Origin of the sequence: Falsiroseomonas selenitidurans, assembly GCF_012103215.1 — a bacterium.
GTDB classification, from domain to species: domain Bacteria; phylum Pseudomonadota; class Alphaproteobacteria; order Acetobacterales; family Acetobacteraceae; genus Falsiroseomonas; species Falsiroseomonas selenitidurans.
Genome location: NZ_JAAVNE010000045.1, coordinates 24,935 through 43,745 on the forward strand (window position 1 = coordinate 24,935; position 18,811 = coordinate 43,745).

The following is an 18,811-nucleotide window of genomic DNA, read 5'->3' on the forward strand; positions in this document are numbered from 1 at the left end:
GGACGTGAGTCCGCCGACCGCATTGTCAGAGACGTCGGACATGACCGCCATCCTCGACGTCCGCGACTTCTCCGTCGAGTTCCGCACGCGCTCCGGCATCGTCCACGCGCTGGACCGCATCTCCTTCCAGGTCGCCCGCGGCGAGACCATGGCGCTGGTGGGCGAATCCGGCTCCGGCAAGTCGGTCACAGCCTATGCGCTGCTCGGCCTGCTGGATGCCGCCGGCCGCATCACCGGCGGCAGCGCGACGCTGGAAGGCGTGGAACTGACGCAGGCCTCGCCCAAGGAACTTGCCAGGATCCGTGGTGCCCGCGCCGCGATGATCTTCCAGAACCCACGCGCCGCGCTGAACCCGATCCGCCCCATCGGCCGGCAGATCGCCGATGTGGTGCGCCGCCATGCCGGCCTGTCGCGCCGGGACGCCGATGCGCGGGCGGTGGAGATGCTGCGGGAGGTCGGCATCCCCGACCCGGCGCGGCGCTTCGCCGCCTATCCCTTCGAACTCTCAGGTGGCATGTGCCAGCGCGTGATGATCGCCATCGCCGTCGCCACCCGCCCCGCTCTGCTGATCGCGGACGAGCCGACCACGGGGCTCGATGTCACCACCCAGGCGGTGGTGATGGACATCATCCAGTCCCTGGCCGCGGAAACCGGCATGGCCACCATCCTCATCACCCACGACCTCGCCCTGGCAGCGGAGCGCAGCGGGCGGATCGCGGTGATGCATGCCGGCCACATCGTCGAGGATGCGGTGACGGCCGAACTGCTGGCGCATCCGCGCCACCCCTACACGCGCCGCCTGCTGGCGGCGACGCCGACCGCGGCCGGTGGGCTGGCCGACCTGCGCGCCATTCCCGGCAGCCTGCCGGACCTCCGCCGTACCGACCTGCCACCCTGCCGCTTCGCCGCGCGCTGCGAGCAGCGCCTGCCGGCCTGCGAGGCCCCGATGGCCTGGCGGCACCTGGCGCCGGCGCACCGCGTCGCCTGCTGGAACCCCGCATGACCGGCCAGATCGGCAATGCGCCGCGCGACTTTGCCGCCGACCCGCTGCTGGACGTGGCTGAGCTCTCGAAGCGCTTCCCGCTGGCCCGCCGCGGCTGGCTGGGCGGCCGAGCGCCCGCCATGGTGCATGCGGTGGATGATGTCTCCTTCACCCTGGGGCGGGGGGAGACGCTGGGCCTGGTGGGCGAATCCGGCTGCGGCAAATCCACGCTGGTGCGGTTGATCGCCCGGCTGACAGACCCCACCAGCGGCTCCATCCGCTTCAACGCGCGGGAATTGGCGGCGCTGCCGGCGCGGGATTTCGCGCGCGACGCGGACCGCGCGCGTATCCAGATCGTGTTCCAGGACGCGGGGGAGAGCATCAACCCGCGCTTCACCGCGGCGGATGCCATCGCCGATCCGCTGCGCAAGCTGCGCGGCCTGCGCGGCGCGGCGCTGCAGGCGAAGGTGGCGGAAGCGGCGACGCTGTGCGGCCTGCCGCTGGAACTGCTGGACCGTTTCCCGCACCAGCTTTCCGGCGGCCAGCGCGCCCGTGTCGGCATCGCCCGCGCCATCGCCCCGCGGCCGGACCTGCTGGTGCTGGACGAGCCCACCGCGGCGCTGGATGTCTCGGTGCAGGTCACCATCCTGCAACTGCTGGTGACGCTGCGCGAGACGCTTGGCATCTCCTACGTCTTCGTCAGCCACGATTTGAACGTGGTGCGGCTGCTGTGCGACCGGGTGGTGGTGATGTATCTGGGCCGCATCGTGGAGGTGGGGCCGGCGCGCGCCGTGTTCGACAACCCGCTGCACCCCTATACGCGCGGCCTGATCGCCGCCGTGCCGCGGCTGGACGGGCTGCGGGCGGGGGGGCTGCGCCTGGCGGGCGACCCGAAGAGCCCGATCGACCCGGACCCCCATGCCTGCCGCTTCCACGGCCGCTGCCCGGTGGGCACGGACCGCTGCGGGACCGAGATGCCGGCCCTGCGGCGCTTCCCGGGGTCCCGCCAGGCCGCCTGCCACTTTGCCACGGAGCCCGCATGACGACGCCCCCCTTCGATGCCGAGGCCTATGCGCGGCAGGCCGCGCCGCTGCTGGGGCTGACGGTGACGCCGGCGCAGCTGCCGGGCGTGGTCGCCAACCTGCAACTGGCCGCGCGCATGGCGGCGATGGTGGAAAGCTGGAAGCTGGGCGTGGCCGACGAACCCGCGCCGGTCTTCGTCGCCCGATGAACACCGCCGCCACCATCGCCGCCGCCATCCGCACCGGCCGCACCACCGCCACCGCGACGGCGGAGGCCGCGCTGGCCGACATCGCCGCGCGCAACGCCGCCACCAACGCCTTCACCGCGGTGACCGCGGCGCGGGCACGGGCGGAAGCCGCCGCGGTGGATGCCGCGATCGCCGAGGGCCGCGACCCCGGGCCGCTGGCCGGCGTGCCCTATGCGGTGAAGAACCTGTTCGACCTGGCCGGCCTCACCACGCTCGCCGGCGCGAAGATCGAGCGCGACCGCCCGCCGGCGGCGCAGGACGCCTTCCTGGTGCGGCAGTTCCAGGCCGCCGGGGGCGTCTGCCTCGGCGCGCTGAACATGGACGAATATGCCTATGGCTTCACCACGGAGAACGCGCATTTCGGCGATTGCCGCAATCCGCACGATCTGGCGCGCGTCGCCGGCGGGTCCTCCGGCGGTTCGGCTGCCGCCGTCGCGGCGGGGCTGGTGCCGCTGACGCTGGGCAGCGACACCAACGGCTCCATCCGCGTGCCCGCCTCGCTCTGCGGCATCTTCGGGCTGAAGCCGACCTATGGCAGGCTGTCGCGCCGCGGCAGCTACCCTTTCGTCGCCTCGCTCGATCATCTCGGCCCCTTCGCCCGTGATGTGGGTGACCTGGCGCTGGCCTATGACGTGCTGCAGGGCCGCGACCCGGCCGACCCGGCGCAGCAGGACCGGCCGGTGGAACCAGTCTCCGCCCGGCTCGGCGCCGGGATCGAGGGGCTGCGCATCGCCGTGGCCGACGACCATTTCGCCCGCAACGGCCATGCCGAGGCGTTCGAGGCGGTGGCGGTGTTGGCGCGCGCGCTGGGCGCCACGCGAAGGGTGACCATTCCGCAGGCGGCGCTGGGCCGCGCTGCCGCCTTCCTCATCACCATGAGCGAAGGGGCGAACCTGCATCTGGCCGACCTGCGGGAGCGGGCGGCGGATTTCGACCCCGGCACGCGCGACCGCTTCCTGGCAGGCGCCCTGCTGCCCGCCGCCTGGCTGGTGCAGGCGCAGCGCGTGCGGGAAGCCTATCGCGCCGCGGTGATGGCGGTGTTCCAGCAGGTGGACGTGGTGCTGGCGCCGGCGACGCCCTTCGTCGCGCCGCCGATCGGCCAAGCGATGACGGAGATCGACGGCCAGATCTTGCCGATCCGCCCCAATCTCGGCGTCTATACCCAGCCCATCTCCTGCATCGGCCTGCCGGTGCTGGCGGTGCCGCTGGCCGATCCCGGGGCGGCCGGTGCGCCGCAGGGAATGCCGATCGGCGTGCAGCTGATCGCCGCCCCCTGGCGGGAGGATGTGCTGTTTCGCGTCGCCGCCGCGCTGGAGCGCGCCGGCATCGCCGCCGCGCCCGCGCCGCCGGCGTGAGCTACTCGGCCGGCGCCGCCGCCACCGGCGGCGTGAGGCGCGCCTCGTTGCGCGAACAGACGAAAAGGCCGGCGGCGACCAGCGCGTAGGCCAGCGCCACGCCGGGCGTCACCGCGAAACCCACCGTTTCGCCATGCATGAAGCCGAAGAAGGTCAGCACCGCGCCGGCGGCGGCGAAGGCGGCGGCGCGCTGGAAGTCGCGCTCGATGATGAACACCGCGGTGGCGGCCAGGATCAGCCCGCCCAGGATGGCGCCGCCGCCCAGCACTTCCAGCCCGTGATACAGCACGCCCATGCCGGCCAGCTTGTCGAAGCCGACGGCAGCGGCGCTGGTGCCCGCCGCGCCGAGCGCACCGTCGATCAGCGTCTTCGCCCAGGCCGCGAGGTGCGGCGTGAAGCCCAGCACGATGGCCGGCGCGTGCTTGTGCGGCGTCTCCTGGAAGGCCTGCGCGCCGATCAGCATGCCGATGTAGAGCAGGATGGGCGAGATCGCGACCACGGGGATCAGCTGGAGCAGCACGGCGGTGATGCCGAGCCAGGTCAGCACCAGCACGGTGACGCCGGTGGCGGCGGAATAGCCGATGCGCCCGCCCATCGCCTTCCAGCCCGGGTGGCCGATATAGACCGCGTTGATGAAGGGGTTGCCCATCAGGCAGCCGATCATGCTGACCACGCCATCCGCCGTCAGCACGCGTGTGGTCGGGAAGGCGTCGCCCGCCACCTCCGCGCTCTCCACATTGTCCATCGCCTCGACCAGATCGTAGATGCCGAAGGGGATGGCGGTGACGAGGATGATGCCGATGAACTCGAAGCCGGAGAACACATGGCCGATGGCGGGGATCGGCACGGCGAAGCCGATATTCGCGAAGCCCGCCATCAGCCCGGTCAGCGACATGCCGCCGATGCCGAGGCCGAAGGCCGCCGCGCCCCAGGCGATGACGCCGCCCACCGCGATGGCGACCAGCCCCGCCGGCGTGCCGCGCGGATAGCGCACGCCGCCGAACCAGCCGAGCAGGATGACGGCGAAGCACAGCACGCCGATCATCGGCGTCAGGTAGATCTCGAGCGCCGGGCGCATGGAGATGAAGGTGACGGAAACGCCGGCCAGCGTGCCGAGCAGCGCGGCGCGCGGCGTGATGCGGCGGATCACCGGCGCCACGAAGCCGCCGATCATCAGGATGATGCTCTGCACGAACACCCAGGTGAGTCCGGCCTCCCACGCCTTCACCGGGTCCAGGGTGCGGGACAGGATCGGCAGCATGATGACGAAGGTGACGATGAACATGTGCGGCACGGAGATGCCGGAGGGCAGCGCGCAGACATCGTCGCGCCCGGTCTCCTTCGCCAGCTTCCAGCCGAGCCAGGCATAATAGGCGGTGGACAGGAACAGCATCAGCCCGACGGCGGGCAGGATGCGGCCGAAGACCAGCTCGTCCGGCATGCGCAGCACGAAGCGCAGCAGCCCGGTCAGCACCAGCAGATTGACCAGGATGTTGGTGCCGAAGCCGAAATAGGCATTCCAGTCGCCCGGCACCCACAGCGCCGGGCCGCCGATCCTGCGCGTCGTCGTCATCTCGCACCCTCCAGCGCCTGCGTGACCGCGGCCTCGGTCGTGACCCAGCCGAAGATGCCGCCCTGCGCCGAGATCATCGCCAGCGCGGCGGCGTGGAATTCCGGGAAGTAGGAGGCGCAGCAATCGCCGGGCACGATGCAGCGCAGCCCGCGGTCATTCGCCTCCCGCACCGTGGTGTGGACGCAGACCTCGGTGGTGACGCCGGCCACCAGCAGCGCCTCGATGCCGCGGTTGCGCAGCATCGAGTCCAGGTCGGTCTGGTAGAAGGCACCCTTGCCGGGCTTGTCGATCACCGGCTCCCCTTCCGCCGGGGCGAGGGCGGGGATGATCGCGTGCCCCGGCTCGCCACGCACCAGGATGCGGCCCATCGGGCCGGGATCGCCGATGCGCATCCCGGGCGGGGCGCGCAGCACCTTGGCGGGCGGCGCATCCGCCAGGTCGGGCCGGTGGCCTTCGCGGGTGTGCATCACGAGAAGGCCGGCGCGGCGGGCGCTGGCCAGCAGGCGGCGGCAGGGCTCGATGGCACCGGCGAGGCGGGCGACGTCATTGCCCAGCGCCGCGCCGAAGCCACCCGGCTCCAGGAAATCGCGCTGCATGTCGATGAGGATCAGCGCCAGGCGGCGGGGATCGAGCTCGATCGGGGCGGGCTGCGCGGCAATGCTGACCAGGGCCTGGTCCTCCGGCAACGGTCTTGGGGCGGAACGAAGCCAAGCAAACCGCATGCCATCGCTGCCTCACCTTCAGTTTTGCGTGCACCGGGTTGACGCCCCGCGACGGTGCCACCCATTGGGGCGTGATGCAGGCCGCGCCCGAACCGACCCCCGACGCGAAGGAGACGCCCCAGGCGGAGCCGCCCCTGCTGCGTCCCGGCGAGAATTGCTGGCGCGTGGCGCGCGCCAGCCGCGCCGCGGTCATCATCGACGCCGATGGCTATTTCCGTGCCGCCCGCGCCGCCATGCTGGCCGCGCGCCACCGCATCATGCTGATCGGCTGGGATTTCGACTCGCGCATCGAGCTGACGCCGGGCGAGACCCCGACGGACGGCCCCTCGCGGCTGGGCGATTTCATCCTCTGGCTGGTGCACCGCCGGCCGGAGCTGGAGATCTTCCTGCTGCACTGGGACCTCGGCGCCTTCAAGGCGCTGTTCCGCGGCACCACGATCCTGCATCTGCTGCGCTGGAAGGCGCATTCGCGCATCACCGCCCGGCTGGATGGCAGCCACCCGCCCGGCGCCTCGCACCACCAGAAGATCGTCGTGCTGGATGATTGCCTGGCCTTCTGCGGCGGGATCGACATGACGGCGGGCCGCTGGGACACGCGCGATCATGCGGATGCCGCGCCGCGCCGGCTGCGGCCCAGCGGCCGGCCGCACGACCCATGGCACGACGCCACCACGGCGCTGGACGGCGCCGCCGCGGCGCAGCTCGGTGCCCTGGCGCGGGAACGCTGGACGCTGGCCGGCGGGCGGAAGCTGGCACCGGTGACGCACAGGACGGATTGCTGGCCGGAGGGGCTGGCCCCGCAGTTCCGCGAGATCGACCTGGCCATCGCCCGCACCCAGCCGGCGATGGCGGAAACGCCCGGCGTGCATGAGGTGGAGGCGCTCTACCTCGACATGATCGCCGCCGCGCGCACCATGATCTACGCCGAGAGCCAGTATTTCGCTTCCCGCCGCATCGCCGAGGCAATCGCCCGGCGGCTGGCGGAGCCGGAGGGGCCGGAGGTGGTGCTGGTAAACCCGACTTCCGCGGAAGGCTGGCTGGAGCCGATCGCCATGGACAGCGCCCGCGCCCGGCTGCGGGAGGCGCTGCGCCGGCTGGACCCGCATGGCCGCTTCCGCATCTACCACCCCTTCACCGACGGCGGGCAGCCCATCTACGTCCACGCCAAGGTGATGGTGGTGGACGACCGGATGCTGCGCATCGGCTCCTCCAACATGAACAACCGCTCCATGCGGCTGGACACCGAATGCGACGTGATGATCGACGCCGCGCTGCCCGCCAACGGCGCGGCGCGGGGGACCATCCGCGGTATCCGCGACGGGCTGCTGGCGGAACATCTGGGGTGCACGCCGGCGCAGGTGGCCGGGAGGATCGCGGAGACGGGGTCGCTGGTCGCCACCATCGAGGCGCTGCGCGGGCCGGGCCGGTCCCTGGTGCCCTACGAGACGCCGGACCTCAATGGCGTCGAGGCCTGGCTGGCGGATAATGAGGTGCTGGACCCGGAAGGGCCGGAGGCGATGTTCGAACCGCTGGCCAAGCGGCGCGGCCTGTTCCGCCGGCTGCGCGGCATGCGGCGCAGCCTGGCGCGATAGGCGGGCATCCGCGCTCCTCACGGAAAGCCTCCCTCACCCGGCCCTGTCCCCCCTGCGGGGGAGAGGGCCTTGCCGGTCAGTAGGCCGGGCTGGCTTCGGTGACCGAGACATGGGCGGAGACGACCTTCCAGCCGACATCGGGGAAGCGCACCCAGGTCTGGCTCTGCCGGCCCGGCATCTCCCGCCCCCGCATGTCGAATTCCAGGTTCACCGTCGCCAGGTCGCGGCCGAGGGTGGTGATCACCAGCCGGCGCTGCGCCAGCTTGATGCCAGGCCCCGGCGGGCGCCGTACGCGATGCGCATGGATCTCGTCGAAGCCGTAGCCATTCTCGTGGATCGCGTAGCGGATGGTGTGCGGCGAGTTCCAGAAGGTGGCGTCCAGCACATCCACGTCCTTGTCGATCAGCGCCTGCTCGTAGCGGTCGAACAGGGCGCGGATCTCGGCCACGACTTCCGGGTTGTTGATCTCCATGTCAGGCCTTCTCCAGGTCGAGGGCGGTGCGGACCAGCAGCGCGTCGGCGCCGCGGGCGGCCAGCAGGGACAGGCCCACGGGGCGGCCCGCCACGGTGGCGCCGGGGATGCTGAGCTGCGGGTGCCCGGCCAGGCCGCCATGCGCGCAGAGGCACAGGATGGCATCGCGGATCGGGTTCAGCGCCGACAGCGGCAGGCCCGTGGGTGGCGCCGGGAAGGGCGTGGTGGGCATGGCCAGGATGGTGCCCGGCGGCAGCAGGTGGCGCAGCCGGCCGCGCACCTCCTGCCGCAGCAGCGCCGCCCAGCCGCGCTCCGCCTCCGGCGTCGCCGCCGCCATCACCAGGCCGCGGGCGACGGAGAAGGCGAAGCGCGGATTGTCGCGCTCCACCCAGGGGCGGAAGGTCTCCCACGCCTCCACTGGCTGCAGGGTGCGCTGGGCGCGGCCCCAGGCGGACAGGCCCTGCGGGGCCATGATCTCCTCCCGCCAATCCGGCACCAGGCGCTTCAGGCGCTCCAGCAGCGGCGCCAGGGCGGCCGCCGTCTCCGGCTCGGCGAAGCCGAAGGCGTCGGTTGCCACCACCAGCTTCAGCGGCGGCGCGGCCGCCGGTGCCTCCCGCAGCAGCACCTCGGACGCAAGGGCGAAGGTGGCGGCATCGCGGGCGAACCAGCCGGTGGTGTCGGAACTCGGCGCCTGCGGCATCATGCCGGCGAGGTCGAGCCGCCCATGCGTCGGCCGGATGCCGTACAGGCCGCAGAAGCTCGCCGGCACGCGCACCGACCCGCCGGTATCCGTGCCGAGCGCCGTCTCGCACATGCCCTGCGCGACCGCACTGGCGGAGCCGGAGGAGGAACCGCCGGGCACATGGCCGGGGGCGGCCGGGTTCAGCGGCGTGCCGTCGAAGGCGTTCTCGCCCAGGATGCCGAGCGAGACCTCGTCCGTCACCGTCTTGCCGACCAGCATGGCGCCGGCGTCCAGCAGCGCCTGCACCGCCCAGGCATGGCGCGTCGGCACCGGGTTTTGCCGCGCCCAGTCGGGGTTGCCACCGCCGGTCGGGTGGCCGGCGACGTCGAACAGGTCCTTGGCCGCGAAGCGCAAGCCATCCAGCGGGCCGCCGGCGCGCCCGGCCAGGCGCAGGCGCGGGCCGGGGAGGAAGGGGTCCTGCGACATCAATCGATCACCGCCTGGTAGGAGAGCACGCGCAATTCCCGCCGCAGCGGCCAGGTGGAGGAGGGCATGAGCTGGGTCAGCAGGATCACCGCCATCGCCTCCGCCGGGTCCACCCAGAAGGCGGTGCTGGCGGCGCCGCCCCAGGCGCATTCGCCCGGCGTGCCCAGGATTTGCGCCCGCGCGGGGTCCAGCATGACGGAGAAGCCGAGGCCGAAGCCGATGCCTTCCGCCGTGCTTTCCGACCAGCGCGGCTGGCCCATCGCCGCCATGTCGCCGCGCAGGTGGTTCGACATCATCAGCTCCACCGTCTTGCGGCCGAGGTAGCGCACCCCGTCCAGCTGCCCCTTGTTCAGCAGCATGCGGCAGAAGCGGAGATAATCCGCGGCGGTGGAGACCAGCCCGCCGCCGCCCGAGGGCACGGCGCGCGGGTGCAGGTAGCGGCTGGTGGCCGGGTCGTCGATCATCTGCAAAGCGCCATGCGGGCCGCGCGCGTAGTTGGCGGCGAGCCGCGCCTGCTGCCCTTCGCGCAGGTGGAAGCCGGTATCCACCATGCCGAGCGGGCCGATCAGACGCTCATGCAGGAAGCTCTCGAAATCCTGGCCGCTGATGACCTCGACCAGGTGGCCGAGGACGTCGGTGGAGACGCTGTAGTTCCAGGCCGTGCCCGGCTCGGCGACCAGCGGCAGCTTCGCCAGCGCCTCGGTCACCTCGGCGAGGCTGGTCTCGGCGGCGCCGTAGTCGATGCCCTGCTCGCGGTACAGCGCGTCCACGGCGGTGGCCTGCATGAAGCCGTAGGTCAGGCCGGATGTGTGCGTCAGCAGGTCGCGGAAGGTGATGCACCGCATCGCCGGCACCGTCTCAAGCTTGCCGCGCGCGCCGCCGGTACAGACCCGCTGGTTGGCGAAATACGGCAGGAAGCGGCTGATCGGGTCGTCGAGCTGGAAGCGCCCTTCCTCGTACAGCATCATGATGGCGACCGAGGTGATCGGCTTGGTCATGGAATAGATGCGGTGGATCGTCTCCGGCGTCATCGGCGTGCCGAAATCCAGGCCCACCAGGTCACCGGAGCCGAGATGCGCGACGCCCGACGACCCCAGATGCGCGACCTGCCCCCGGCGCATCACCAGCGTCGTCGCGCCGGCCACCTTGCCATCCGTCACCAGCCTTTGCCGCCAGGTATCGATGCGCGCCAGCCGCCGCGCGCACAGGCCGACATCTTCGGGGGAGGTGGTCTGCATGATGACTCCGGGCGATGTTCGTGCAGAGTGATGCCATAGCGAGCCGGGAGACCCAACGCCATGTCCGCCGAACAACGCCTGAAGGAACTTGGCCTGGAACTGCCGGACCCGCCGGCGCCGCTGGCCAACTACGTGCCCTGGCGGATCGGCGGCGGGCTGCTGTTCCTGTCCGGCGTCGGGCCGCATCGGCCGGACGGCACCTCCATCACCGGGATGCTGGGCGGCGACCTGGCGGTGGAACAGGGGGTGGAGGCGGCGCGGCTGTGCGGGATGAACCTGCTGGGCAACATGCGCAAGGCGCTGGGCTCGCTCGACCGGGTCGACACCGTGCTAAAGGTGCTCGGCATGGTCCGCGCCGTGCCGGAGTTCGGCCACCAGCCGGAGGTGATCAACGGCTGCACCGACCTGTTCGTGGCGGTGTTCGGCGATGCCGGCCGCCCGGCGCGCTCCGCCGTCGGCATGGGCAGCCTGCCGCGCGGCATCGCGGTGGAGATCGAGGCGGTGGTCCTGCTGAAGCCCTGATCTTGGCGCGACCCGCCCCGCGCGCATAGACTCGGCCCCATTGGGGAGATCCGGCGGCCGATGGTCAGCGCAAACGCGGAAGAGTTCGACTATGTCATCGTGGGGTCCGGCGCCGCCGGATCGGTGCTGGCCAACCGGCTGAGCGCCGATCCCGGCGTCACGCTCTGCGTGCTGGAAGCCGGGCCGCCGGACCGCAACCCCTTCATCCACATCCCCGCCGGCTTCATCAAGACGCTGGCCGACCCCTCCGTCACCTGGCAGTTCAAGACGGAGGGCATCCCGATGACCGGCGGGCGGCGCATTGCCACCACCCAGGGGCGCACGCTGGGCGGCGGCTCCTCGGTCAACGGGCTGATCTACAACCGCGGCCAGCCGGCGGACCTGGACAGCTGGGCACAGCGCGGCAATCGCGGCTGGGGCTATGCCGATTGCCTGCCCTATTACCGCCGCAGCGAGAACCGCGTGGGGCTGGGGGGCGAAACCCGCGGCCGCAACCCGGACGGCATCCCGATCACCGACATGGACTGGATCAGCCCGGTGTCGGAGGCCTTCATCAAGGGCTGCCTCGGCCTCGGGATTCCCCGCGCGCCGGACTACAATTCCGGCGACCAGATGGGCGTCGGCTACTACCAGCGCACCATCCGCAACGGCCGCCGCATCTCCGCCGCGCGGGCCTTCCTGCACCCGGCGATGAAGCGGCCGAACGTGGCGGTGCGCACCAATGCCCGCGCCAGCCGCATCCTGTTCGAGGGCAAGCGCGCCATCGGCGTGCAGTACGTCTCGGCCCCCGGCGCACCGGTGCGGGAGGTGCGGGCGCGGCGGGAGGTGATCCTGTCCGCCGGCACGGTGAACACAGCGCGGCTGCTGCAGATCTCGGGCGTCGGCCCGGCCGACCTGCTGGGGCGGCTCGGCGTGCCGGTGGTGCATGAACTGCGCGGTGTCGGATCGAATTTCCGCGACCACTATGCCAGCCGCTTCGTGATGCGCGCGAAGCCGGGGGTGGAGACGCTGAACGAGCTGTCCCGCGGCCTGAAGCTCGGCGCGCAGATCGCCCGCTGGGCGCTGCGCAGGCCGAGCATCCTGGCCACGACGCCGTCCCATGTGCATGTGTTCTGGAAGAGCTTCGAGGGGCTGGACCAGCCGGACCTGCAATGCGTCTTCACCCCGGGTAGCTATGCGGAGGGCAAGGTCTACATCCTGGACGACTACCCCGGCGTCACCGCCGGCGCCTGGCAGCACCGGCCGGAATCCACCGGCTGGGTGCGGGCGCGCAGCACCAACGTCTTCGAGGATCCGGAGATCAACCCGAACTACCTCTCGGACCCGATGGATGTGCGCGTGCATCTGGGCGGCATGCGGCTGCTGCGGCGGATGCTGGCGACGCCGGAGCTTTCCGCCTTCCTGGAAGGCGAGACGCTGCCGGGGCCGAAGGTGCAGTCGGATGACGAGCTGCTGGATTTCGCGAAGCGGAACGGCAGCACCACCTACCACCTGATCGGCACGGCGCGGATGGGGCCGGAGACGGACCCGAGCGCGGTGGTGAACGACCGGCTGCAGGTGCACGGCATGCAGGGGCTGCGCGTGATCGACGCCTCCATCATGCCGTCCATGCCCTCCGCCAACACCTACGCGACCACCATGATGATCGCGGAGAAGGCGGCGGATTTCGTGCGCGGCGCGGTGGCCTGAAGCCACCGCGCCCGCGCCGCGTCAGGCGATGATCGCGATCTCCGAACCCGCCCAGCCGGCCGGGTTCAGGAAGTCCGCGACGATCTGGCGCGCCGCGTCACCGGCGCCGTCCGCATCCCACCACAGGCGGTTCGCGTCGGTCTCGTAGACGAACTGGCCCAGGGCGCCATCCGCCAGGCCGGTCGTGTTCTCGATGTAGCGGCCGCTGGCCACCACATCCATGCCGGCCAGCAGCCCGCCGCCGAAGCCGGCGGCGGAGATCTGCACCGTGTCGGCGGCGGCGAAATCCTCGATCCGGTCGCCGGCCTCGCCGGCCAGGCCGAAGCGGAAGATGTCGGCGCCGGCACCACCCAGCAGGCGGTCGCGCCCGGCGCCGCCTTCCAGGATGTCGTCGCCGCCCAGGCCGCGCAGCACGTCGTTCGCACCCATGCCGAGCAGCACATCGCCGCCGGCGGAGCCGGTCAGGCGGTTGCTGATGGCATTGCCCGTCGCCGTCAGGCCCGACACCGTCAGGACCATGTCCTCGACCTGCTCGGAGAGGGTGAAGGACACCGCGGCGTTGACGCGGTCCTGGCCCTGGCCGGCCAGTTCCACCACCACGTCCCCGGCATCGTCCACCAGGAAGACGTCGTCGCCGAAGCCACCCAGCATGCTGTCGGCGCCGATGCCGCCGTTCAGCGTGTCGTTGCCCGCACCGCCCTGCAGCGTGTCGGCACCGCCGCCGCCGAGCACCGCGTCGTCGCCCGCCGCGCCGTCCAGCAGGTCGTTGCCGCCGAGGCCGAGCACCACGTCATTGGCGCCGGTCGCGACGATCTCATCCGCCTGGCCGGTGCCCATCGCCTCATACACCAGCATGTCGCGGCGGCCGTCATGTTCGGTCACGGCGATGGTGTTGCTGGTGCCGTCGGTGATGCGGGTGAAGCTCGGCGCGCTGTAGGCCGGCGGCGCCTCGACCAGCGAGGTCACCTTCACATCGTCGAAGGCAAGCCCGGCATTGCCCCAGGAATAGAGCCCCACCGTGCCCTGCATCAGCGACCGGTCCTCCACCGCATAGGCGAAGATCTCCTCGCCATCGATGAAGGCGCGCATCTTCTGGTCGATGATCTCGAAGCGCAGGTGGAAGCTCTCGCCCGGCGTGTAGCGCTGCGGCACCTGGGCCAGGATCTCCTCCACCCCGTCGCGCATGCGGATCAGGTTGAACAGCGGGCCGGCGCCGTTGGAGGGGTTGCGGTCATAGGTGCCGTCCGCATCCAGCTCCAGCTTGTAGTAGTTCTTCGCGTCCTGGTAGTGGATCAGGAAGCCGAGGCCGTCATTGTCCGGCGTGACGATGTCGGCCTCGATGGCGTAGTCGGTCCATTCGGACGCGCCTTCGCCCTGGTACAGCGCGTAGGTGCCGAGGCGCAGCACGTTCACGCCATCGCCCAGCGGCGACCAGCCGTTCAGCCACTTGTCCGGGTTCGACGCGCCATCCCATTCCAGCTGGCGGGACTGCAGATCGGAACGCTGCACCAGGCGGCCATCCTCGATCGCCCAGTCGGACTGCGTGCCATCCGGCCCGAGCCCGCCCATCTCGCCCTCATCGACGATGACCCAGTCGGACGGGATCGTGCCGCCGGAGAAGCTCTCGTTGACCAGCAGGGTCCCGTCCGGCGTCGCCGCGGGGGCCTCGGGCTGCAGCGGCGCAAAGGCGTCGACCGTGACGTTGTCGAACTGCGAGGAGCGCTGGTTGTCGGAGTAGAGGCCGACCGTACCGCCGCTGAGCGGCGTGGCATCCACCACCTCGCCGCCGAACAGCAGCTGGCCGTCCAGCATGGCGGTGATGCGGCCTTCCTGGATGCCGACGGCCAGTTCCTGGTCCACGTTGAAGCGCGTGCCGCCGGTCTCCGTCGCCAGCACCGTCTCCACGCCTTCGGCCACGCGGATCAGGCTGCGCGTGTTGGTCTCGCCATCCAGCACCAGGCGGTAGTGGTTGTCCGCATCCTGCCAGTAGAAGACAAGGCCGATGCCGTCATTGTCGGTGGAGCGGATGGTCGCGGCCAGGGTGTAGTCCTGCCAGCCCAGCGCGGCCTCGGCCTTCCACAGCAGCACGTTGTCGGCGCTGTCGGACATCTCGAAGATGCGGCCTTCCGGCGCCGGGTCGCCGGCCTGCGGCGTGCCGGGTGCGAAGACCGTGCCCTTCAGCAGGAAGTTGCTCGCCGTCTCGCCGGTCTGGCCGAAGCTCAGCGTCGCCGGGCCGAAGCTCGGCGCCAGGGTCGGCTCGTTGAAGTCGAACTGCGCGGAGAGCGCCGTCGGCGCGGTGGCCTCGATGCCGCCGGCCTTGGCGCCGCCGAGCGCCGTCATCTCGGCCTCCGTGTAGACCTTCTCGGTCACCAGCACGGAGGAGACGTAGAGGTTGGAGGTCTCGCCATCCTCATCCGTGAACAGGCTGGCGCCGGCGCCGACATCCAGGCTGAAGCGCGCGGCGGAGACGGTCTGCTCGCCGACCTTCACGCCCTCGATGTACTTGCTCAGCAGCAGCGTGTCCGCGCCGTTCGGCGTGAAGGTGAAGCCGAGGCGCTGCCAGGTGTCGTAGGCGAAGCTGCCCTGGTAGTTGCCGCCGATGCCGATGCCGCCGGTGCCGTCGCCACCCATGCGGATGAACAGGTCGCCGTCGTCGACATTGTTCGGGTTGAGCTGGACCAGCGCGGTCCAGTTGCCCTGGCCGGAGGGCACCAGGATGTCCATGATCAGCGACCAGGTCGGCACCAGCGTGCCCACTTCCTGGCCCAGATTCGGCTGCAGCAGCAGGCCCTGGTTCGGCGCCAGCTTGGGGATGAAGCCCACGCTCTCCGCGCCACCGGGCAGCGCCGCGATGCCGAAGCTCTCCGGCGTGCCGGTCTCGATCAGCGTGGCGGAGGCGCCGGGGCGGTCCCAGCCATCCATGTTGCCGTCGTTGAAGTTGTCGGTCAGCAGATTGCCCGGGCCGGCGACGAGCACCAGCTTCTCGTCCGTGGTGACGCGGCCTTCCGCATCGGTGACGGCCAGCGTCAGGTGGTGGCGCCCGGCGCCGAGTTGAACCTCGGCCACCTCGCCGCGGGCGATGGCATGGCCCTCGGCGTCGTACCAGATATGGGAGACGATGTCGGCGGCCGGGTCAAGCGTGCGGCTGCCGTCCAGCGTCACATTCGCCAGGCCGCGCGCATTCGGTGCGGACAGGAACAGGTCGTCGCCCGCCTTGGCCTGGGCGCGCAGGTCCGGCGTGCCGACATCCATGTCGGTGAACACCTCCTCATGGCCGCGATAGGGGCCGGTCAGCCCGTCGCGGTCCAGCTCCTCCTTGGTGCGGTAGCCGTCGAGGTAGTCGTCGAACTCGGTGAAGTAGGTCTCGGTGGAAATGCGGTCATTGTCCGGGTCGACCACCACCAGGCGCATCGCGCCATTGCCGCCGCGGCCGCCGAGCGACTCGTCGCCATTGCCGGTGATCTCGCGCGAGATGCCGTTCTGGTAGTTCACCAGGCTCTCGATGATCGCGTTGCCGTGCTGGCTGTAGCTGACATTGGTCTCCGCGCCATCGCCGAAGATGTGGCCGGAGAAGGTGAAGGTGATGTTCGGGTACTTCGCCAGCAGTTCGCGGTACACCGTCTCGCCGTCATTGGCGCCTTCCGGGTCGCGGCCGATGCCGTAGTCGTAGCCCGCACCCTCGTCGTACAGCGGGCCGCCGGCCGGGTCGTGGCGGCTGGCATAGTCGGTCAGGGAGTGGGAGACGATGATGACGCGGTGGTCGAGATGTGCGTCCAGCACTTCCCCCGCCCAGCGCAACACGTCGTCGCGCGGCCCGAACTCCATGGACAGGACCAGCCACTTCGTGCCGTCCGGCGCGGTGAAGGTGTTGTAGTTGTTCACCGCGCGATCCGGCTCGCGGTCATAGACGCCGCCGAAGGTGCCGGGGTTGGAAGCCGCCTGGCGCTCCGGCGAGAAGTAGGTGTCGAGCAGGCTGGTATGGTCGCTGGCGCTGCCGCCCGGGCCCTGGTCGTGGTTGCCCGGCAGCACGGAGTAGGGGATGATTCCATCCAGCTGCGACAGCGCCGCATCCACCACCTGCCATTCGCTGACCAGGTTGTTCTGCGTGATGTCGCCGACATGGGCCACGAAGTTGATGTTGTGGCTGTCCTTGTTGTCGACCAGCCAGCTCGTCATGTTCATGAACATCTGCGGCGTGCCGTTGGTCAGGCTCGCGTCGGAATAGTCCTGCGTGTCCGGCAGCACGGCGATGGTGTAGGCGTTGGGGCCGGCGACGCGGACGCGGAAATTGTCGGCGGCGACATTGCCCTCGGAATCCATCGCCGTCAGGCGCAGGTCGGCATGGCCGAGCGCGCCGAGGTCGAGCGTCAGCGTCTCGCCATCCAGCACCACCCCGGTGACGACGCTGTCATCGTCATTGCCGATGGTGAAGGTGATGTCGTCGCGGTTGAACACCTCGGACAGGTCGATGGTGACGGTGGAACCCGGCGTCTGCATCACGTCGCTGATGCGGTTCACCACGCTCAGCGCCGGGGCCGGCGGCGTCTCCGTATCGCCCGGCGCGGCGAGGGTGCCGGCGCCGAAGGTGGCGGCGAAGCTGGCCGCCTCGAAGTCGAACTGCGTGGCGCCGGGCGCGGGCGCAGCATCGGCGATGCCGTCGGCATCAGGCCCGCCCAGCGCGGCCACCTGCTCGGCGGTCAGCGCGCGTTCCGCGATCATGACGGAGGAGAGCGCGCCGGCATTGGTCTCGCCATCCTCGTCGGCCAGCAGCAGCGCGCCACCGGCGTCGCTGATATCCCAGCGCGTGCCGGACAGGGTCTGCGTGCCGACCAGCGCGCCGTCGATGTACTTCGTCAGCACCAGGCCGTCCGGCGTCGTCTCCGCCGTGATCACCACGCGGTGCCAGTCGCCGAAGGTGAAGGTGCCCTCATAGACGCCGGAGATGCCGATGCCGCCAGCATCGACGCTGTTCGCGCGGATGAAGAATTCGCCATCATTGCCGTTGGTCGTGTCGGTCTGCAGCAGCGCCATGAAGGCGCTGGTCGGTGCCGGCACGATGATGTCGAGCGCCAGCGTCCATTCGGTCAGCGTGCCGTCGGCATCGCCGGTGTTGGGCTGCAGCAGCAGCGCCTGCTCCGCCGTGAAGGCGGAAAATTTCAGTACGCCCGAATCCCCGTCGGCGAAAGCCGGCAGGCCGAGGCCGGCGGTGGTTCCAAACTGCACGAAGTCCGACATGTACGGCACCCTGTTCACAAGAGGCCGGGAAGCTGCTCGGCCTCCATGTCACCGGTTGTAGCGATTCGGTTAAGCTATGGTGGCGCGTTGGGCAGAAGGCAGCGCGACGCCGGATAATTCCGCTCCCTGCAAGGCGCTGTCGGTTCGCGACGGCCGCCTTGCGCCAGGGTCCTGAGGCCCCGGGCAGGTCGCTTCAACTTGCCCGGAGCCTGCGGCGCGCTGCTGGCCCTGCGCGATGGTGCCGCCCATCCTGCCATGCATGAGGATGCTGCGAAGCCTTGCCCTGCCAGCAGGCGCCGACGCGTGAGGCCGGAGGGCGGGGCAGTGTCCGAAGCCCGGCGCATCGCCGGCGAAAGCCTGCGCGAGATGGGGTGGCGCGCCCTGCGCGGGGCGCCGGGCGGGCTGGCCGTGGCGCATCCGGCGTTCGGTGTGGCACTGCTGGACCTGGCGCCGGATCCTGACGCGGATGCGGACCCGGTGGCGACGCTGCGGCGGCAGCTCAGCGCGCAGGGCTTCGCACCGGATGCGCTGCCCGTCATCCACCGCGCCCTGACGCCTGCCGATCTCTGGCGCCTGCCCCTGGTGCTGGACCATGCCTTCGCCGCCGCTCCGCCATTGGGGGCGCTGGGCGGCGCCTGGGTGGACGAGGTGCAGGCCGCGCTGGAACGCGAGGCGGCACCGGCCGAGGCCGCGGCCGCACCGCCGGCCCCGATGCCCGCGCCGATCCTGGCGGCGCCGATCCGGCCCGCGGAAGCGGCGCGGCCTCCGCGCCTGTTGCGCCTGGCGACGGCCGGCGTGCTCCTGCTGCTCGGTGCCGGCGGCGTGCTGCTGCACGCGATGGAGCAGCCGCCGCGCCCCGCGCCCGCCATCCCGCCGGAGGCGGAACGCCCCGCGGCCGCGCCCGGTGCCCGGCAGCCACCATCGGCCCTGGCGCCGGACCGGGTGGCGCCGGGTCCATCGGCGGCGGAAGCGGCGGCGCGGCAGGCCATCGTC

General features: G+C 71.2%; 13 protein-coding genes and 1 pseudogene. 8 read left to right on the top strand and 6 right to left on the bottom strand.

All coding sequences use genetic code 11. The features are described from left to right. Positions 1-4 precede the first annotated feature (4 nt). Genes HEQ75_RS21485 through HEQ75_RS21500 form a run of 4 tightly spaced genes read left to right on the top strand, consistent with a single transcriptional unit; the run spans position 5 to position 3,607 of the window. Positions 5-1,003 (top strand): ABC transporter ATP-binding protein, encoded by a 999-nt coding sequence (locus tag HEQ75_RS21485; protein WP_328734600.1) that lies wholly within the window; start codon positions 5-7, stop codon positions 1,001-1,003. After that, positions 1,000-2,025: an ABC transporter ATP-binding protein gene (locus HEQ75_RS21490; RefSeq protein ID WP_168034174.1), complete on the top strand. Its 1,026-nt coding sequence runs from the start codon at positions 1,000-1,002 to the stop codon at positions 2,023-2,025. Before HEQ75_RS21485 ends, HEQ75_RS21490 begins: the two co-directional genes overlap by 4 nt. Beyond that, positions 2,022-2,213, top strand: a complete 192-nt coding sequence (locus HEQ75_RS21495; RefSeq protein WP_168034175.1) for a DUF4089 domain-containing protein — start codon at positions 2,022-2,024, stop codon at positions 2,211-2,213. Before HEQ75_RS21490 ends, HEQ75_RS21495 begins: the two co-directional genes overlap by 4 nt. Further along, entirely contained in the window at positions 2,210-3,607 is a 1,398-nt protein-coding gene (locus HEQ75_RS21500) for an AtzE family amidohydrolase (protein ID WP_168034176.1), read from the top strand. The genes HEQ75_RS21495 and HEQ75_RS21500 overlap by 4 nt, the downstream gene beginning before the upstream one ends. Position 3,608: 1 nt before the next feature. Here the strand turns inward: HEQ75_RS21500 and HEQ75_RS21505 are convergent, their stop codons facing one another. Then, on the bottom strand, positions 3,609-5,180 hold the full coding sequence (locus HEQ75_RS21505; RefSeq protein WP_168034177.1) for a regulator: 1,572 nt from the start codon (positions 5,178-5,180) through the stop codon (positions 3,609-3,611). Further along, positions 5,177-5,866, bottom strand: a complete 690-nt coding sequence (locus HEQ75_RS21510) for a cysteine hydrolase family protein (RefSeq protein ID WP_235962037.1) — start codon at positions 5,864-5,866, stop codon at positions 5,177-5,179. Before HEQ75_RS21510 ends, HEQ75_RS21505 begins: the two co-directional genes overlap by 4 nt. A 110-nt stretch (positions 5,867-5,976) precedes the next feature. Between HEQ75_RS21510 and HEQ75_RS21515 the strand changes: the two genes are divergently transcribed. Then, positions 5,977-7,494 carry a phospholipase D-like domain-containing protein gene (locus tag HEQ75_RS21515; RefSeq protein WP_168034179.1) on the top strand — a complete coding sequence of 506 codons (1,518 nt, stop codon included), beginning with the start codon at positions 5,977-5,979 and terminating at the stop codon, positions 7,492-7,494. Positions 7,495-7,570: 76 nt separating this feature from the next. On the opposite strand, the gene hpxZ is transcribed toward HEQ75_RS21515, so the two are convergent. Genes hpxZ through HEQ75_RS21530 form a run of 3 tightly spaced genes read right to left on the bottom strand, consistent with a single transcriptional unit; the run spans position 7,571 to position 10,372 of the window. Next, complete coding sequence (gene hpxZ / locus HEQ75_RS21520; protein WP_168034180.1) at positions 7,571-7,966, bottom strand: oxalurate catabolism protein HpxZ; 396 nt, start codon at positions 7,964-7,966, stop codon at positions 7,571-7,573. Between the two features lies 1 nt (position 7,967). Beyond that, positions 7,968-9,134, bottom strand: coding sequence for an amidase (locus HEQ75_RS21525; RefSeq protein WP_168034181.1), 1,167 nt, complete (start codon positions 9,132-9,134; stop codon positions 7,968-7,970). Then, positions 9,134-10,372, bottom strand: coding sequence for a serine hydrolase domain-containing protein (locus tag HEQ75_RS21530; protein ID WP_168034182.1), 1,239 nt, complete (start codon positions 10,370-10,372; stop codon positions 9,134-9,136). The genes HEQ75_RS21525 and HEQ75_RS21530 overlap by 1 nt, the downstream gene beginning before the upstream one ends. A gap of 60 nt (positions 10,373-10,432) precedes the next feature. Between HEQ75_RS21530 and HEQ75_RS21535 the strand changes: the two genes are divergently transcribed. Beyond that, entirely contained in the window at positions 10,433-10,894 is a 462-nt protein-coding gene (locus HEQ75_RS21535; RefSeq protein WP_168034183.1) for a RidA family protein, read from the top strand. Between the two features lie 60 nt (positions 10,895-10,954). Continuing rightward, positions 10,955-12,583, top strand: a complete 1,629-nt coding sequence (locus HEQ75_RS21540; RefSeq protein ID WP_168034184.1) for a GMC family oxidoreductase — start codon at positions 10,955-10,957, stop codon at positions 12,581-12,583. 21 nt (positions 12,584-12,604) lie between these two features. On the opposite strand, the gene HEQ75_RS21545 is transcribed toward HEQ75_RS21540, so the two are convergent. Next, positions 12,605-17,818, bottom strand: a complete 5,214-nt coding sequence (locus HEQ75_RS21545) for a LamG-like jellyroll fold domain-containing protein (protein WP_168034185.1) — start codon at positions 17,816-17,818, stop codon at positions 12,605-12,607. Positions 17,819-18,142: 324 nt separating this feature from the next. Between HEQ75_RS21545 and HEQ75_RS21550 the strand changes: the two are divergent. Then, positions 18,143-18,811 (top strand): annotated as a pseudogene (locus tag HEQ75_RS21550) (hypothetical protein); the annotation flags it as partial.

Bases quoted from the DNA above. Each gene is read 5' to 3' on its own strand.
- HEQ75_RS21500 (WP_168034176.1), top strand. From the start codon at position 2,210: ATGAACACCGCCGCCACCATCGCCGCCGCCATCCGCACCGGCCGCACC.
- HEQ75_RS21495 (WP_168034175.1), top strand. From the start codon at position 2,022: ATGACGACGCCCCCCTTCGATGCCGAGGCCTATGCGCGGCAGGCCGCG.
- HEQ75_RS21535 (WP_168034183.1), top strand. From the start codon at position 10,433: ATGTCCGCCGAACAACGCCTGAAGGAACTTGGCCTGGAACTGCCGGAC.
- HEQ75_RS21530 (WP_168034182.1), bottom strand. From the start codon at position 10,372: ATGCAGACCACCTCCCCCGAAGATGTCGGCCTGTGCGCGCGGCGGCTG.
- HEQ75_RS21515 (WP_168034179.1), top strand. From the start codon at position 5,977: ATGCAGGCCGCGCCCGAACCGACCCCCGACGCGAAGGAGACGCCCCAG.
- hpxZ (WP_168034180.1), bottom strand. From the start codon at position 7,966: ATGGAGATCAACAACCCGGAAGTCGTGGCCGAGATCCGCGCCCTGTTC.
- HEQ75_RS21490 (WP_168034174.1), top strand. From the start codon at position 1,000: ATGACCGGCCAGATCGGCAATGCGCCGCGCGACTTTGCCGCCGACCCG.
- HEQ75_RS21545 (WP_168034185.1), bottom strand. From the start codon at position 17,818: ATGTCGGACTTCGTGCAGTTTGGAACCACCGCCGGCCTCGGCCTGCCG.
- HEQ75_RS21525 (WP_168034181.1), bottom strand. From the start codon at position 9,134: ATGTCGCAGGACCCCTTCCTCCCCGGCCCGCGCCTGCGCCTGGCCGGG.
- HEQ75_RS21505 (WP_168034177.1), bottom strand. From the start codon at position 5,180: ATGACGACGACGCGCAGGATCGGCGGCCCGGCGCTGTGGGTGCCGGGC.
- HEQ75_RS21540 (WP_168034184.1), top strand. From the start codon at position 10,955: ATGGTCAGCGCAAACGCGGAAGAGTTCGACTATGTCATCGTGGGGTCC.